Origin of the sequence: Citrobacter sp. KTE151 (assembly GCF_000398845.1) — a bacterium.
GTDB lineage: Bacteria > Pseudomonadota > Gammaproteobacteria > Enterobacterales > Enterobacteriaceae > Citrobacter > Citrobacter braakii.
Genome location: NZ_KB976063.1, coordinates 139244 through 156398, shown reverse-complemented (window position 1 = coordinate 156398; position 17155 = coordinate 139244). Strand labels below are relative to the sequence as shown.

The window sequence follows — 17155 nt, the reverse complement described above, 5'->3', positions numbered from 1 at the left end:
TCACATCCCCCGCTCACGGTTATTAATGATGAGAAATAACGGCCATCTTTACTATAGCCCACGCATTTCACGACATTAATAAATACAGCAGAACAATCGGCCAGATCACAATCTGCATCAAGGCCCGCCAGACAGGGCCTCAGCGCAAGCTGACATTGCAAAACAGAGTTAATAAATATAAATTATATATAAATATATAGTTGAGAGGTTTTAATATCAGCCAGTACTACCCATTATATAAAATAAAGCGATTGCAACGTATATCTCCTGTGCTATATTCCGTCTGAAATTTACCGACGGACGTTTTATTTATTATTTAATAAATAAAATGCGCGCACTCGTTATTATCTATTATTATTTTATTCACCTGCAGTCAGGTGAAAATACGCAAAGGTTATTCCCATGATGACAAGACGTTCGTTCATCTGACAAGGTTTGGTGACATCAACAGGTACGCTACTCGCCAGCATGGCTGGTATCAGCTTGAGTCAACTTGCCCGCGCAGCAGAGAACCGCAGTTGGCTAATGCCGGATGAAGGTGCGCCGCATACGGCAACCTGGATGGCGTTTGGTGCCAGTGCAGAGATCTGGGAGCCTCATCTGCTGCCGATAGTGCAAGAAAATCTGGCATTGGTCGCCAAAACCATCGCGGCATTTGAACCGGTGCATATGCTGGTTCGCGAAGAAGACAGCGAACTCGCCGCGCGCCTGTGCGGGCCGTCGGTCAATCTGTTGGTTCACCCGATCGACGATCTGTGGATCCACCGGGCTGGTATTTGTAAAAAGCACCAGCAGCGCGCTCGGCGGTGTGGGATTTAATTTCAACGGCTGGGGCAATAAGCAGGAGCACGAACGTGATGCCGATGTGGCTGAATTCGTCACCGACTACGCTCAGGCCGAATTTATCCGCTCGGCGCTACCCCTTGAAGGTGGTGGTATTGAGGTAGACGGCGAAGGCACGGCGATTATTACCGAGAGCTGTGTGCTTAATCCCAATCGTAATCCAGGCGTCAGTAAAGCCGAGTGTGAAACTGAACTTAAGCGACGGTTAGGGCTGGAAAAGATAATCTGGCTGCCGGGTATTGCCGGTAAAGATATTACCGATGGTCATAAGGATTTTTATGCGCGATTCACGCATCCGGGTACGGTGGTGGCGGGTCTTGAGCAGGATCCATCCTCCTTTGACTACGCCGCCACGGATGCCAAAGATCGGCACCTGGAGTTGGTGACGCTTGAAGGGCCGACCACCATCCGTCAGACATATGCGAGTGATAATTTCGCCGCGGGCTACATCAACTTTTATCTCTGTAATAACGCCGTGATTGCACCACAATTTGGCGATAAGCGCACTGACCGCAGCACCTACGCTATTTTGCAGGAGCTGTTTGCCGAGCATGAGATTATTCAACTGAATATTGATGGCATTGCGGCTGCCGGCGGTGGCATTCACTGCGCGAAGCAGCAGCCTCGTTAGTGGTTGATTATGCTAGCAGGGATTCTGGCGGATTACATGTAAAACAGAGATAGCGTACCTACCGGATGTATTCTGTTTTGCAACCTCACGACGTGAGGTAAATGCAAACAGGATACAACTCTTATCATCAATTATTCTTTCCTGCCTGAAGGTAATTTCGGAAAAGAGAAATAAAAGTATACTTTCATTATCCGAAAATTAGATATTTCGAATAAAGAAAAACAAAGTCATCACAAGATAATACTCACATCACATAAGTGAAAAATTCTGCTTTAATATGCTTAAAAAAAAGAAAGGCCGCTCAGTTCAGCCTCAGGTAAGTTATCGAGTTCCCACGGATAACACTTATCGCAACTACCAATCATAATAGTCATTTTATTATTGACTTAGATCAATCTACATGAACAACATTCAACCCTCTATGAAAACATAGCATATTAAATTAAGATAAATTCACATCGCGAATAAATCAGGTATACTCATAACGAATTTTTTATGTTCTGTGAGAAGGGCCCCTCTGGTAACCGCACTGTTGATCATTTCACCATGGCTTACTCCGTATGAAGGCTCAACAACTTCGTTTACGTAAACAGCATAAATCATTTAAAAACAAATAGTTCACATTAAAAAAATTATAAAACAAAGTGGATGCTTTTTATTTCGCCACCAATAGTAACAACACGAAATTAATACACCACTTAGTATTTTGATTCTATTGTATTACCGGGGTAAAAGTTATCACGTCATAAAAAATACAGAATTTAATTTTGCCCTATATGAAATCGTTACTTATGCGAAATTTAATCACCATACAGCTTTTTATCGTTGCTAATTTATGATTTAAGGAAAAAAAGTGAACTCTTTTAACCGAAATACTGCTTGTCTGCTAATTTCCGCAACATTACTGCTGAGCGGTTGCGCCAATACTGGAAGCACTCTGCTGTCAGGAGCAAAACCGGATCCACGTCTGACAACCACCGAGCAATCCCAGTTTTTTAGTGCTTCTGGCGCGCAAGGTTGTGGCATTGGTGCGGTATCAGGTGCTGCGCTTGGCGCTGTGGTTGGTGCTCTGGCTGGCGACACCAAGAAAGCAATTGCAGGTGCTGCCATTGGTGGTGCTGCTGGGTGCGCTGCGGGTATGACGGCTAACTACTATCTTGATGGTCTGAAAAAAGATTATGCCTCCACAGCCGATCGCCTGCAGGCAATGGATACGGATATCAGCAAAGATACCGCTGCAGTAGAAAAATCTACCCTTGCTATGAAACAGGTTATCAGTGAAAACCAGGCAACCTTAACCAAAATTAGCATCCAAAAAGATAAGGCTGGCTTTGATAAAGCAGGAGCCAAAACACAATTAGCACAAATCGACGCCAACATCAGCAAGATGAAAGAGACCGTGAAAGGTATGAAAGACAAAGAGTCTGCCTACAAGGTCGCTTTGCAAGGACAAACTACTACCACATCTGCAGAGAAAGCCAAGCTTGCTAATTTAAACAAAGAGTACAGTAGCCTGAATAGCAAGATTAGCGACCTGGAAAAAGAAACGAACGAGTTTTACGAACAACGCCAGGCTATTTCTCTGGGCTAAAAGCTTTAGGCCGATAGGATTATCGGCCTTTTTGGGACCGTTTTGAAATGTAACGTGTTGTTATTTGAATCAATTTATGGATTATTTGATGAGAAAATATCTGCTTCTCGCCACAATTGTGCTTACCGGCTGTACCACATCGCCACAGGACTGTGATTTACACGCACAAGATCCGAGTTTTATTACCAAACTAAGCTGCGCCACATCCGGCGGTTATCGTCAGCAGGTTGATCAAAAAGAGCAGCAGGTTCGACTCAGCCAGTATGAAAATGAGTCGGCGAAGCAACAGCAGGCTTATACCCAAAACCGACAGCAGAACGTCAATCAGAAGCTGGCCGATGAACAAGCAAGGTTAAATGCCGTGCGTTCAGACCTGTCACAGACCCTTGCACAGCTGAAGTCCAGCAAAATAAAAAGCAGTGAACGCCAGAAGGAAATTCAACAATTGCAGGACTTGCAACGGCAGTCTCAGCATGCCAGTGGCGCAAGTGAAATTGCTGCAATTGAAAAAAAAGTCGCAGAAGCCAAGCAGAAAATCAAAGTCCTGGAGGAAGCAAATACCCTTCGCTAAGGATGCCCTAAAAGTGGCGCAAATCCCCTGGCCACTTTTTCTGCTGCTGAAGAAAACGGCTCTGGCTTGCTGATATACAACTGTATGCATACCACGCATATAACTCACAACAATAATGATTTCGGTTATGCAACGATTAACAACTGCTGCGCCTATTGATGAAGCGACTCTGACAATCTACGAGGAGACGGTTGCGATCATACACCGTCATCTTCCGCCATCTTTGGCGCTACTCTACGCCACCGCTCGCCGTGGTTCACAAGGACATCTGGAATGGTGGACTGAGCGCCAGGGGCTGGCAAAGCCCTTTTCTGCGCTAAGCGAGGCGGAACAAGCCTCCGTCCAGAGTAAACGCCAGCAGTACCATGATGTTCTGGCCGGTTTGATCGAGCAGTTACTCGCACGCGGCGAAGAACATTCAGCACATGCCTTACAAAGGCTGTTAACGCATTCGCGCGATCTTAACTGCTATAGCGTAGGTGGCGAACCTGTGCTGATTAACTGGGCCATTATCAGTGAAGCGCCCCCACTTCCCGTGGTCGTTATCCCGTGGTGGCGACGCTTCCTGCCATGGCTATTATTGCTGCTCTTGTTGCTGCTGATCGCCTGTGCCGGGTGGTGGTGGCATAAAAATTCCTTAACCTCGCCCCCTCCTCCGTTGCATCACGATGTGCCTACCGCTGCACCTGCTGTAGCCCCAGCCAGCACGAACTTAACCCAGGCAAACCCCAGCATAAATCTGGAGAAACGCAAAGATTTTGGGCGTATTAAAATTAACCTGACCTGGCAACAGGGAAGCCATAAAGAGCCTATCGACCTCGATATCGCCGCCTTTATTCGTTTTAAAAATGGCAAGATCAGTGGTGCCGAAGCGTTGAGTAAGTTCCTGGGAAACTATGACAAACCGCCTTATCTGTTGCTGCAACAAGATCTTCGTGAAGGTAACAATCAAGATGGTGAATGGCTCTTCATTAATGGTAGCCACTGGCAGGATATTGATGAGGTGCTGATTTATAGCTTCATTTACGGCGGTGCCGATAACTGGCAAGGGACCAATGCCACCATCACGATTTATGTGCCCGATCAACCCCCCATTATATCCACGCTGACTGACAGCAATCAGCGCAATAACGTTGCGGCGATAGCCAGACTCAAAAACGTCGATGGCAATATCACGGTTGAACGTCTGGACCGTTTCTTCCCTGACCGGAAGTCGCTGGATAAGCACTATGGCTGGGGTTTTGAATGGACGCCTGGCGCGAGTAAAAAATAGCCTGCATCACTGTGGCTTTTGTTAAATCACAGCCTTACAAGGTTTAGACAATGCGAAATTCGATTCAGGGACCACTGCTGCGTACCGGGCATAATTCCTCATTTAAGGCTCTGGGTGAAACGGGCTATCCCGTTTTTAAGATGGCGTTCCAGTTACGTGAAGCAATCTACCGTCTTGACGCAGGGCGCGATTTGGCTCGTCATTTAGCTATCCCACAAAACGATCAGGGTGGTGACAGAACCGATTGGTACAGCAGCTTCCCTGGCGATGTCATCCCCTGGAGCGGTGCGAGTGAAGCGGAGCGGGAATCAGCACGCCAGCAATTTAATGCGTTTCAAATGTCAGTGCAGGCGTTAAGTGAACAGTTACTCAATGCTGAGCAAAACAGGACTGGGGGCGATCGCCGCGTCTTCGCACAGTTGCTGAAGTCAGTCACACATTTCCCGGATTATGAATTTGTGTACCTCGTAAACGGGATCCTGGTGATTACCTTTTGGGGATTTGTCCATCCGGAAGGCGAACAACGTAACCCTATGCATTGGCTGAGTCCAGCATTACTACCAGCCCCCCCTCACGCGGCCTCAACCCCTCTGGCTCCTGTAGACGCCGCTGTAACCCCAGCTGTTACACCTGATGTATATACCGTAGTGCGCAGACGCTGGAGCTGGCGTTGGTTACTCTGGTTGCTACTTGCATTGCTGCTGCTGGCATTATTGTTAGGTCTACTACGCGGATGCGTACCATCACTCTCCATTCCGGGACTCCCAGCCATCGCCACGGATAAAACGGCGATCGATGCGGCTCCTGCCATCGAACGTCCAGCCGTAGGCGTTTCCGATGTAACAACGCAGGTTTCCCGCACAAGTTCAGAAACCGTCGTGGGTTCAGCTGTCATCCCTGGTATATCTGAGGGTACTGCAGTCGATGCGCAGCAAGCTCTGGAACCAACATCGCCAGCCGTTCCGGCAGCGACAGCAACCACGCAGGTCGGTGACGACACAATTCCCCCAGTTGTTCCTGCAAGTGATGCCAACGCTGATGCGTCGACTATTCCAGCACCTCCTGCTGTACCTGGCGCCGCAGACGCTCAAACGCCCCCCACAGTTCAACCAGTCACCACGCAGCCAGTCATCCCAGCACAGGGCACACCGCTGACGTTTCCTCCGGCCCTTCCCGATGGCCCGGCGCAGTTTCTTAACGGAGAATGGCGCGTGAATGGTGGTATTCAGGACAAGCTCACCGGGCGACCGTTGCAACTGCAATATAACTTTGCCCAGGGTAATGGCACCGTCAGCATACGCCAGTCCAGCGGTGTGACCTGCCGTGGCCCTGCCAGCGGCAATGTGCAGCAAGGGGCGCTAAGTATCACCAATCCTGAGCAGATGAAATGTAGCGACGGTTCAAACTTTATTGTACCGACAATCGAGTGCAAATCAGCCGCTGCTGGCCACGCTGATTGTATTGGCAGTAATGATGGGGAAAAAACATTCCCTATTCGCATGCTTCAACCTAATTCCTGAACAGGGACGAGATAACTATGTTGCCTGAGATTGTATCTTTCGATCGTCAAATTACCCTCGTGGGTGACTCTGGGATCCAGTTTATGGATTTCGGATTGTCACTTGGCCGCCTGCCTGCTGGCGAATTTGTCAAATTAGCAAACGGTGTACTCACCCGTTTAATTTACAACGAGCAGCGCGATTACTATTTCTATCAGCCGACCCCCGATAACATCGAGAAGGCAAAAAGCCAGTACGATATCCCTGTTGAACAGAGCCTGAAGTTGTTCGACGGCATCTGGTTACCGCTTCCTTTGTTTCGCTTTAGCCCACCGAATGTGTACCAGGAGGGACCGTTAAACTGGGCTCGTTTTCGTTTAGTCAAACTACCAGAACCCGATTTAGATGGTCACAGCCATCGCATGACGCTGGCGATCGACACCCGTATTATGGCTAAACAGCAGGCTGCCGCTGATCTCAGTCCGAACCAGGAAGATGTGAATGCTGGGGCAACCTTCGCCGTCGCGACAGCAACCTATGCCCTAAATTGGTACCTGACGCAGGACTGGATAACCGACTGGCTCAAAGAAGTATTCAAAGAAGCGAGCAAAGGCCGGGATATCGACGAGCGTGAGCAGGAACTTGCACAGCAATACCCGCTGGCACATTACCTGAACCTTCTGTCATTGATGGCTATTCCAGTCGAAGGTCTGCAAATCCAGACTGAACCCGTCATTGAACTGCCGCAGTTCAGAGTGATCGCCAATCAGGAAACCAATGCGATTAAACCCATCGCCGTCGACCTGATACTCGACGTGGGCAACTCGCGCACCTGTGGCATTCTTATTGAAGATCATGGGCAATCAGGTTCAGGCATGAGGCACAACTATGTGCTGAAACTACGTGATCTCAGCGCCCCCGAACATATCTATACCGATCCTTTTGAAAGCAGGGTCGAGTTTTCGCAAGCCTTCTTCGGCAAAGATCACTGCTCTGTACGCAGCGGCCGCCACGACGCGTTCCAGTGGCCAACTATCGCACGTATTGGTGGTGAAGCCAGTCGTCTGGCGGCTCGTCGTAAAGGCAGCGAAGGTTCAACGGGTCTATCCAGCCCTAAACGCTATTTGTGGGATGAGAAGTTTTATGGCCAGGGTTGGCGTTTTAATGGCAGCTATGTGCAGGACAGCAATCCATTGGCAACGGCGGCACCGTTTGCCAACCTGATCGATGAAAGAGGCGAAGCCCTGCACACCATTGAAGATGAGATGGATCGCATCCCCGTCTTTACGCCACGCTACTCACGCAGTTCGCTGATGACCTTTATGCTGGCTGAAGTTCTGACCCAGGCCATTAGCCAGATTAACAGCCCGGAGCAGCGTATTCGTCAGGGACACGCCGGGATCCCGCGTCAGCTACGCCATATTATTCTGACGGTTCCACCAGGTATGCCCATGGCTGAACGCTGTGTGCTGGATGAACGCATGCGTCAGGCTGTCGGCTTGGTGTGGAAATCGTTACGCTGGCACAACGGCGAGAACGATCCGTACAAAGACGTACAAGAAGAGCATACGGAAGCTAACATCAAGATCCCATTACCTAAAATCAGGGTAGAGTGGGACGAAGCCTCCTGTGCACAGTTGGTTTACCTGTACACCGAGATTAATCAGAACTTTGCCGGTCATCCGGAAGAGTTTTTCGACGCAATTGGCCGACCAGACCGTACCGATCGTGAAAGTATCACTATCGCGTCAATTGACATTGGCGGCGGGACCACCGATCTGGTGATCACCGATTACCGCCTCGATCATAATGGGCACACAGGTGGTGGTACTAACGTACATATCATCCCCAACCAGCGCTTTCGCGACAGTTTTAAGATCGCAGGTGATGACATTTTGCTGGATGTTATTCAGTCATACGTTCTCCCCGCTTTTGAGCAAGCCCTGCGTGAAGTCGGTGTGATGTCCACTGAAACATTGATGTCCCAGTTGTGCGGATCGCAGAATATTAGTGCAGCCGAAGCCGTGCTTCGCCAACAGCTAAGCCTGCAGCTGTTCGTCCCGCTCGCATTACATATCCTGGGAACATACGAACATTATGATCCGCTTGATGAACAAACGCATACCCTGATTAACCAACGTGTCGGCGATTTGCTACCAGTCGGTTGTATTCGTGATGAAGTCGAAGGATTCGTGCGCCGAGAAGTTCAGAAAGCGGGAGGTCCGACCGACTTTAAGCTCGCGGATATCATGCTTAATCTGCCACTCGCCAAACTCCATGGCGATCTCTGTGCAGGTAAGTTCAGCATCGATAAAGTCCTGACCGCACTCTGTGAAGTGCTGTCTTATTATCATTGCGATCTGCTGCTACTCACCGGCCGGCCGTCTCAGTTACCTGGGATTCAGGCGATTATTCGTCGCAACCTTCCGTTACCGCCAGGGCGTATTCTGCCGTTACATGGTTATCAGACTGGTACCTGGTATCCGTTCCATAAAAACGGTCATATCGACGATCCGAAAAGTACGGCTTCAGTGGGTGCCATGCTCACGCAATTGTGTGCAAACCATAGCATTCCTAACTTCCATTTCCGCACCTCAGAGCTGAAACCGTATTCAACGATTCGCCATATCGGCACCATTGATATGGATAACCTGATTCGCGATGCCGACATCGTTTATCAACATATCGAGTCTGAAAACGGGCAGATCAAGCTTCCGGCTATCACCGAGGAAAATGGCGAGAAAACCACACAAAGCATCGTTATGCGTGGCGACCTGCGCTTAGGCTATCGCCAGTTGAATGCAGAACGCTGGACTGCTGCACCGCTGTATACCCTACGTTTTAGCGAAGAAGGACGTAAAAAATTCTCTTCGGCTCAGTCCACGGATAACGGCTCCCCGTATCTCAAAGTCAGACTGGCGATCGATAAGGGTAAACGAGCTCGTCAACTTGGACTGATTAGCGATCGCCTGACGATCGCCGATGTCAGCAGCAACACCGATAAGTCATTTAGCAAACGTGATTTGGATCTGGAACTCAATACGATGCCCGATAGAGGGCTCATTGATAGCCGTCACTGGCTCGATAGCGGGAGTGTTAAAAAATAATGAATAGCGAACAAAAATCTCTCACTCAGGGTTGGGCTGCTATCGCTCAGGGATGCCTGGACGCACTCGGATGGGTCGACAACGTACGCCCCGGTTCACGTCGTTTAGACAACGAAGCAGACAAACTCAACTTGAGTTTGCTGCGTACGAGAAACCTGGCCAATAGCCTGACTCAGGTTGCCAAAACACCGATGACCGTCGGTTTTTTCGGTATTTCTCAGGCAGGGAAATCGTACCTCATTTCAGCGCTCGCCGCTGGTAGCAATGGGTCGCTGGAAGCACTCTACGGCGAAAGGCGTGTTGACTTTATCAAAGAGGTTAACCCTGTCGGCGGAGGTAAAGAAGCGACGGGGTTGGTCACTCGCTTTACCCGTCAGGCGCCCGCCGCACCGGCTGGATACCCAGTGCCGTTGCGCCTGTTCAGTGAAATCGATTTGGCTAAGATTCTGGCCAACGCGTGGTTTAACGACTTCAACCATGAGCAATTGAGCTATCAGCTTGACCAAAGCCGGGTTGAAGAGCGCCTGCGCCCATTCCTGCAGCGGGCTGTGCAGGTACAGGAATATAACGGCGTCAGCCAGGAAGATGTCGTCGCCTTGTGGGATTACCTTAACGCTTCCTTTAAAAAGTCAGTTGAGAAGCTTGAACACGCCTGGTGGCCGCAGGTGTTGAAAATTGCCCCGACGTTGAGCCCAAATGATCGTGCAGAGCTCTTTTCCCTGTTGTGGGGAGAACAGCCAGCCCTCACAGAAACCTACCGTTCATTAGCCAATGTACTGGCGAAACTGAACCATACCCGGATGGTATTTGCCCCACTGGAAACGCTGACTGACCATAGCAGCGGCAGTATCATGAACGTTGATAGCCTGAACAGGCTGGGCTCCAGCCAGGATCGCAACGTTGAGATCCGTTATTGGAAAGAAGAACAACAAATTGGTAGCGCCAACTTAACGCAGGCGGAACTGGCGGCCTTAACCACAGAGCTGATTTTTCCTCTGGCAGAAGTTGAAACCGACAGCGTTGTGGAACAGGTTGATCTGCTCGACTTCCCTGGCTATCGCGGTCGTCTCAAGATCACTGCACTTGAACAGGCTGGCCGGGATGGACTTAACGCAATTTCGCAGCTCCTGCTTCGCGGAAAAGTTGCTTACCTGTTCGAACGCTATACAGATAACCAGGAAATGAATGCGCTTGTCGTATGCGCCAGCTCAGCCAAACAGAGCGACGTTGCTGATGTGGGTCCGGTATTAAACCGCTGGGTAGAGAAAACCCAGGGTAAGAGTGCCGAAGAGCGCGGAGGCCGCAACCCGGGTCTGTTCTGGGCAATCACCATGTGTGATATGCGAATCGTCAACAGCCTGCAACATACCGAAAGCCAGTTAAAAGAAGGCTGGGAAGGTATGATGCACATGACTTTACTGGAGCGTTTCTCGCACTATGAATGGCTTCCACAATGGGCACCCAACCAGCCTTTCAACAACTGTTTCCTGGTACGCAAACCCGGGCTCGATAACCCCTTCCTGAGGCTTGAAGGGGATGCTGGACAGGAGCGACTCCTGGAAGTGGGTATCAGCGATCGTTACCGTGATGTACTCGATACCATGGGCAGTACCTTCGTCTGCGGAAAAAATGTGAATATGCACGTTGCAGAACCGAAAGCAGCCTGGCAGGCAATGCTCGAACTCAACGACGGTGGAATGTCGCGCCTGACTAAAGCACTACGCGGCGTCGCCCATCTCGACTTCAAGTTAAAACGTTTACAGCAACAACTGCTGCAATGTCGCATGGAAACCGGCGATCAACGCCTTGGTCGGTGGTACGAAAAAGACGGTGATGGGCAGATTGTGAAAAAACAAGCAATTGCCAAAGAGTTATGGCAGGGCTTGTCTGCATGTTCCCACAATATGGGGGAGCTTATCGAACGCTTGGTTCTGCCGACTCAGGAGCTCAACAACATTTATTTGAGTATTCGCGACCTCGACCAGGCGCCGCAAACCGAAGGCGAAAGCCCGACCATCAATGCTTTCGCAACCAGCCCGTTTGGTGGTAATCCTTTCGCTGAAAACCCCTTTGCCAGCGATCCCTTTGCGACTACACCTGTTGAAACCGCCGTTGTTGATGCGCCAGCAACTGCCGCAACGGAACGTGTAGGCCAGGATGATGATTTCGCGCATCAGGCCTTTAAAGCCTGGGTAGCCCACCTACGGGAGTTGCCGCAGCAACCGTTGCAGTGGCGTCAACTGGGCATGAGCAGTGAGCTGATGAATCAACTCAGCGAAGAGCTAATCACCGCCGCCACACGTTTGGATCTGGAAGGGACATTGAAACATGCCCTGGCGGGTCAAGAGCAGGCTGAAACAACCCGCGTACACATGCGAGCACGTCAGGTTTTACGTGCTCAACTGACCATACGTGATTTTATTGCCTGGTTTGGTTATCTCACGCTGCCAGCAGAAAAGGTACCCAACAGCTATGTTGGCGAGAAAAATAAAGTGTTTCTGCGTCAGAAGCAGCTCGCTAACGATGAGTTGCCACAACTCGCCGCCGTCGCACCACAGCCCGGCGTATCCTATCTGGGTGACTGGCTTTCTGCTTTGATGAGCGTCATCCTGGACAATGCGGGTCATAGCGCCACACGGGATATTTCCTTCGAACAGAATCGTCAACTTGGTCAGATTATCAGCCAATTGAAACAAGAGAGCATGCCATGCTAGCTAAAATCATCGCCTGCCAGCCGGCAGAGCCAGGTACTGCACAACTAATGGTCCGCCTGCGTGGTGAAACCGCAATATTGACTAATCTGACCTTTACTCTGTGCAATAACGAGCAGAACTACCTACAACCCGATGGCAGTTGGAGCCCGGCACAACACTGGTTTTCCATGAACGGTGGTTATGCGTTGAATAATGGTAGCGGTTTTCGTATTGGCCCAACATTGCTTGACCCATTGCTGGCGACGGCAAGCCAGGTACAAATTCAGATCAAGTTGGATTCTGGAGAAACACGCAATACCACGTTACAGCTGGCGCGCGACGAACTGTTCTCTTCTGAAGCAAGAGGTGAAACAGGCAACTATAGCGGCAGCAGCATGCTGGCTACTCCAGAAGTTCCTTCTGAGCCCGTCATTGCGACAGAAACCGTTGTTGCCCCTGAACCTGTAGAGCCGGTTATTCATACTGAAGTGAGAACTCCAGCGAAATCAGGGCCCTCCCGTCTTCCTGTCATTGGAGCGGCAATACTGGCATTAGTCGTGATTGCCGGTGCGCTGTGGTGGTTTTTAGGGCGGGATAAATCACCGGAAGTCCCCCCCGTTGAACAAGCACAGCAAGAAACACCGGCGTCTGCACCCGCTTCCGCACCAGAGCCTGTCGCTCATAGTACCTGTTCTGCACAGGGTTTGAACAGCCAGAACGAGCTTGATTTCGTCCAGAGCTGTGTTCAGGAAAAGCTCGACAGTGACAAACTGCTGACCATTATCCAGGCCGCAAAAGAGGCTAAAAAATGTGGTGTTGCACAGCGTCTGTATGCTAACCGTGCCCAGGGTGGCGATACCAAAATCGCGCTCGTGTACGCAGGTGAATACGACCCGAAATACCACCAGCCAAGTGAATGTTTCAAAGCGCCAGATAAAGATACTGCAGCATATTGGTACGAAACGGTTCTGCAAACGGAGCCTGACAACCAAACGGCCAAACAGCGCCTTAAGGAGCTAGGAAAATGACCTGGAATCCGATGAGTCGTCTGGCTCTGCCATTATGTGGCCTGTTGCTCAGCGGGCATGTATTTGCCGCTGATGGCGACAAACCTCTGCTCCAGGAAGGTAAGAAAACGTTATATCAACGTGTTCTCACTACCCCGGGTTGCAAACTTGGGACTACCGCAGGTGATGATAAAGGTCAGCTACAGCCGGCCTTCAGCAGCCTGTATGTTTATCAAAAAGAAGATGCAAACGGCCAGAGCTGGCTTAAGGTCGGGCCGGATAGCTTTGGTAAAACTATTGGCTGGTTGCCAAAGTCATGTACCGTCGACTGGAAAATGCAGCTCACATTGGCATTTACCAACCCGGCAAACCGTGACCGTTTGCTGTTCTTTAAAGAGAGAAAAAGCCTTGATGATATTCTCTCTGCCCCCGATCCCGTATCGCTGATTGCCCCGCTTCGCGCCAGGTTAAAACGGGACGGCCATGCCGAGGGTATTCAGGCTGAAGAGCCCGAGTATTTTGTCGATCTGCAAAAGCAGTTTTATCTGCTGCCAATCCTGAGCGGCGAAGAGGTCATGACTGAAGATGGCTTCTATACTCGTCTGCTTAACGTAGCCTCCGTCAGTAAAGCTGAAACGGCTAAAAAACAAGAAGATAACGTAAATCAATTGAAAGGGTTTAACGCCTCGGTGGTCTTCGTTATTGACTCAACCATTTCAATGGGGCCTTACATTGAACGTACCAAAGAAGCGGTTAATAAGATCTATGGCAAGATCAAACAAGAGCATCTGGATGGGCAGGTTAAGTTTGGGCTGATCTCATTTCGTTCAAACACCAAAGCCGTTCCGGGCCTTGAGTACCGCACAAAGATTTACGCAGATCCTAGCCATGTGAAAGATGGTGCGGATTTCCTGAAGAAGGTCGCTGATTTAAAAGAAGCGAAAGTCTCCAGTTCTTTGTATGACGAGGATGCGTATTCCGGCGTGCTATCAGCTATTGATGACATTGACTGGAGCCCGTTTGGCGCACGTTACATGGTCCTGATTACCGATGCAGGTGCTATTGACGGCAGCAACAAACTGTCAGGTACCGGTCTGGATGCCAGCCAGCTTCGCCTTGAGGCGGGTAACCGCGGTATTGCTATCTATACGCTGCACCTAAAAACATCAGTCGGCAAAGATAACCATGCCAAAGCCGAAAGCCAGTACCGCGATCTCTCCAATTTTGACAGTACCCAATCCAACCTTTACCAGGCCGTAAATGCCGGTGATCTTAAGATGTTTGGCCAGCAGGTAGATGCGCTAGCTTCCGCCATTACTGAGCAGGTTAAATCTGCTTACATGGGTGATGCTGCGATTGGTAGTGCGCTTTACGCGAAAGACGATGGACAGAAACAGACACCGGAGCAAAAGCTGCTTCAGGATACGGCATTAATTGGACATGCCATGCAGTTGGCCTATCTGGGTAAGCGTAACAGCACACAAGCCCCGTTAGTCTTTCAGGCATGGATTAGCGACCGCGACCTGATTAAGCAAAACATTCCTACCACCGACGTTCGTGTTCTCTTGACCAAAGGTCAGCTAAGTGACTTAAGCGATGCTGTCAGCCAGATCCTTAAAGCAGCAAATGAGGGGATGATCTCACCGACCAAAATGTTTGAGCAACTGCGTACTGTTGCAGCAACAATGGGCGCTGATCCTAACCAGCTGAAACAACAGGATAATACCCGCATTGGCGATCTGGGTGTACTGGGAGAATATCTGGCCGATCTTCCCTATAAGAGCGATGTCCTGAACCTCGACGAAGAGACCTGGAAAAGCTGGGATGGATTGTCACAGGAGAAATTTATCCGCACGCTGTCATCCAAACTGCGTCATTACCAAAAATATAACGCCGATGTTGATCGCTGGGTTGAGCTGGCAAAAGGAAGCGATCCACGCGATCGCGTTTATCCCATCCCACTGGAAATGATGCCCTGATGCTGCGCATAGAAGAGTTGTGCGTTGTTCGTGGTCAGGGCAGTCATGCTCACCGGGTTTACCTGCCGCAGTTCACGCTGCGGTCAGGCCAGGTGGTCGCGGTCACAGGTGAAAGTGGATGTGGTAAAAGCACGCTACTGGAAGCCATCGGCTTATTACTGCAGCCCAGTAAAATCGGGTGCTTCGAGCTGGAAGAAGGTGCACAGCAATTTGATATCGCAACGCTGATAAAGGATGAACAACATAATAAACTAGCGGGTATTCGCGCCCGTCAGCTTGGCTTTGTGTTACAAAATGGGGGGTTGCTCCCCTATCTGAGCGTCAAAGATAACATCCTTCTGCCGTGTCAATTGCTGGGATTACGCCCCGACAACGCGCTGCTGGATAGAGTAATCGATGCTCTCAAACTTGCGCCATTATTGGCCAAATATCCAACGCAGTTGTCGTTTGGTGAACGACAGAGAACCGCTTTCGCACGTGCGATATTGCACCGTCCAAAACTGGTACTGGCGGATGAACCAACAGCCGCACTTGATCCTTACAACGCAAAGAAATTATTTAGCCTGTTTATTGAACTGGTCCGCCAGGAAGGCATGATGGCGCTGATTGTTTGCCATGACTGGCCACTGGTACAACATTTCAATTTACCCTGTTTAACTGCCCAGCCTGAACCGTTAGTGGCATCGTCGAATCACGAACAGGGAGGAACCTATTTTGTCCTTTAACCGAGCCAGACTGCTGGGCCGCCTGGCTATGCAAGACCTGTGGCACGATCGCATCATTTCTTTTTGCATCGTCTCTTCTCTCGTCGCTGTTATCGCACCTTTATTACTTCTTTTCGGTTTGCGTTTTGGGATTGTGAACCAGCTGCAAGAAGATCTGGCCAGTGACCCTCGTAACCTGGAAATCCGTATGCTGAGTAGCGGCAGCTACAACCAAAACTGGATCGAAGAGTTACGGCAGCGACCCGATGTGGGTTTCGCCATCGGACAAACGCGTTCACTAAATACGCTTGCTGACCTGCAAACAGACAGCACACATTTTATTGAGAATGCTGAAGTTATTCCAACAGACTCAGGGGACCCTTTACTCAAGTCCCTTGAACTCCATCAGGAAAACGAGGTTGTCATTACCCAAGAAGCCGCACGTAAATTAGCGGTCAGTGTTGGTGATTCGCTCTCTTTGCGAGTAGGCAGAATGCTTGATGAACGCCGGGAATGGGGACGAAAAAGCGTTACCGTCGTGGGGATTTTGCCTGCGACCTATTTTAATCGTGCCGCAATCTTTACCCAGCCTTCGTTATTGCTTGCGCTTGAACATTTCCGCGATGGCTATGCGGTAACTGGGTTGGGGATGACCAGCGGTGCGCAGCTTGACGGTAAACCACCGCTCTACGCACGCGCCAGATTATACGCCCGCGATATTGATCAGGTTGCCAGCCTTGAGCGCGATCTCCGGGAGCAGCGCATCGAAACCACCAGCCGTCTGGCTGATATAGAAAATGTGAAAAGCATCAATCGGGTTTTGGGCATTATTTTTAATACCATTGCCGCCACTGCACTGGTTGGCTGTATTTCCTCACTTATTGGCTCATTTATCGCGAATGTTGACCGCAAACGTAAACATATTGCTGTCCTCCGCCTGCTCGGTTTTACCCGTCCGGCAGTGGGTGCCTATGTGATTTTTCAAGGCTGTCTGCTTAGTCTGGTGGCTTATATCGGCGGCTTTGCGATCTACCTCTTAGCCAGTCAGGTCTTTAACCAGGCGTTAGCGGGCAGTCAGGCAACGGGTCAGATGATTTGTAAGATCACCCCGTTGCACGGCCTCGTCGCTCTGATACTCACCATCATCGTGGCGACACTGGTCGCCGGCATTGGTGCCTGGCGCGCCATTAATATTGAACCTGCGCAGAGCCTGCGCGAGGCATAACCCTTATTCCTACTTGCCCAAGGCATTTATCA

General features: G+C 50.1%; 10 protein-coding genes and 1 pseudogene. All 11 read left to right on the top strand.

The window, feature by feature from the left end:
* Positions 1–468 precede the first annotated feature (468 nt).
* The 11 genes and pseudogenes from WC7_RS0124345 to WC7_RS20520 all read left to right on the top strand — a co-directional run bounded on the left by WC7_RS0124345 (position 469) and on the right by WC7_RS20520 (position 17123).
* Positions 469–1474 (top strand): annotated as a pseudogene (locus WC7_RS0124345) (agmatine/peptidylarginine deiminase).
* An 853-nt stretch (positions 1475–2327) separates the two neighbouring features.
* On the top strand, positions 2328–3065 hold the full coding sequence (locus WC7_RS20475) for a hypothetical protein (RefSeq protein WP_016151927.1): 738 nt from the start codon (positions 2328–2330) through the stop codon (positions 3063–3065).
* Positions 3066–3141: 76 nt separating this feature from the next.
* Complete coding sequence (locus WC7_RS20480; RefSeq protein ID WP_231390967.1) at positions 3142–3636, top strand: hypothetical protein; 495 nt, start codon at positions 3142–3144, stop codon at positions 3634–3636.
* Between the two features lie 127 nt (positions 3637–3763).
* A complete protein-coding gene (locus WC7_RS20485) occupies positions 3764–4909 on the top strand; it encodes a tellurite resistance domain protein (RefSeq protein WP_081638395.1) in 1146 nt (381 codons plus the stop codon).
* A gap of 50 nt (positions 4910–4959) precedes the next feature.
* A complete protein-coding gene (locus WC7_RS20490) occupies positions 4960–6429 on the top strand; it encodes an SrfA family protein (RefSeq protein WP_016151924.1) in 1470 nt (489 codons plus the stop codon).
* Positions 6430–6446: 17 nt separating this feature from the next.
* Positions 6447–9515 (top strand): virulence factor SrfB, encoded by a 3069-nt coding sequence (locus WC7_RS20495; RefSeq protein ID WP_016151923.1) that lies wholly within the window; start codon positions 6447–6449, stop codon positions 9513–9515.
* Complete coding sequence (locus tag WC7_RS20500; protein ID WP_016151922.1) at positions 9515–12229, top strand: virulence factor SrfC family protein; 2715 nt, start codon at positions 9515–9517, stop codon at positions 12227–12229. The genes WC7_RS20495 and WC7_RS20500 overlap by 1 nt, the downstream gene beginning before the upstream one ends.
* The gene (locus WC7_RS20505; protein ID WP_016151921.1) at positions 12223–13236 is read left to right on the top strand and encodes a flagellar basal body-associated FliL family protein; all 1014 of its coding nucleotides are present in this window, start codon (positions 12223–12225) and stop codon (positions 13234–13236) included. The genes WC7_RS20500 and WC7_RS20505 overlap by 7 nt, the downstream gene beginning before the upstream one ends.
* Complete coding sequence (locus WC7_RS20510; RefSeq protein ID WP_016151920.1) at positions 13233–15194, top strand: vWA domain-containing protein; 1962 nt, start codon at positions 13233–13235, stop codon at positions 15192–15194. The genes WC7_RS20505 and WC7_RS20510 overlap by 4 nt, the downstream gene beginning before the upstream one ends.
* On the top strand, positions 15194–15919 hold the full coding sequence (locus WC7_RS20515) for an ABC transporter ATP-binding protein (protein ID WP_016151919.1): 726 nt from the start codon (positions 15194–15196) through the stop codon (positions 15917–15919). Before WC7_RS20510 ends, WC7_RS20515 begins: the two co-directional genes overlap by 1 nt.
* The gene (locus tag WC7_RS20520) at positions 15909–17123 is read left to right on the top strand and encodes an ABC transporter permease (protein ID WP_016151918.1); all 1215 of its coding nucleotides are present in this window, start codon (positions 15909–15911) and stop codon (positions 17121–17123) included. Before WC7_RS20515 ends, WC7_RS20520 begins: the two co-directional genes overlap by 11 nt.
* Positions 17124–17155: the final 32 nt, after the last annotated feature.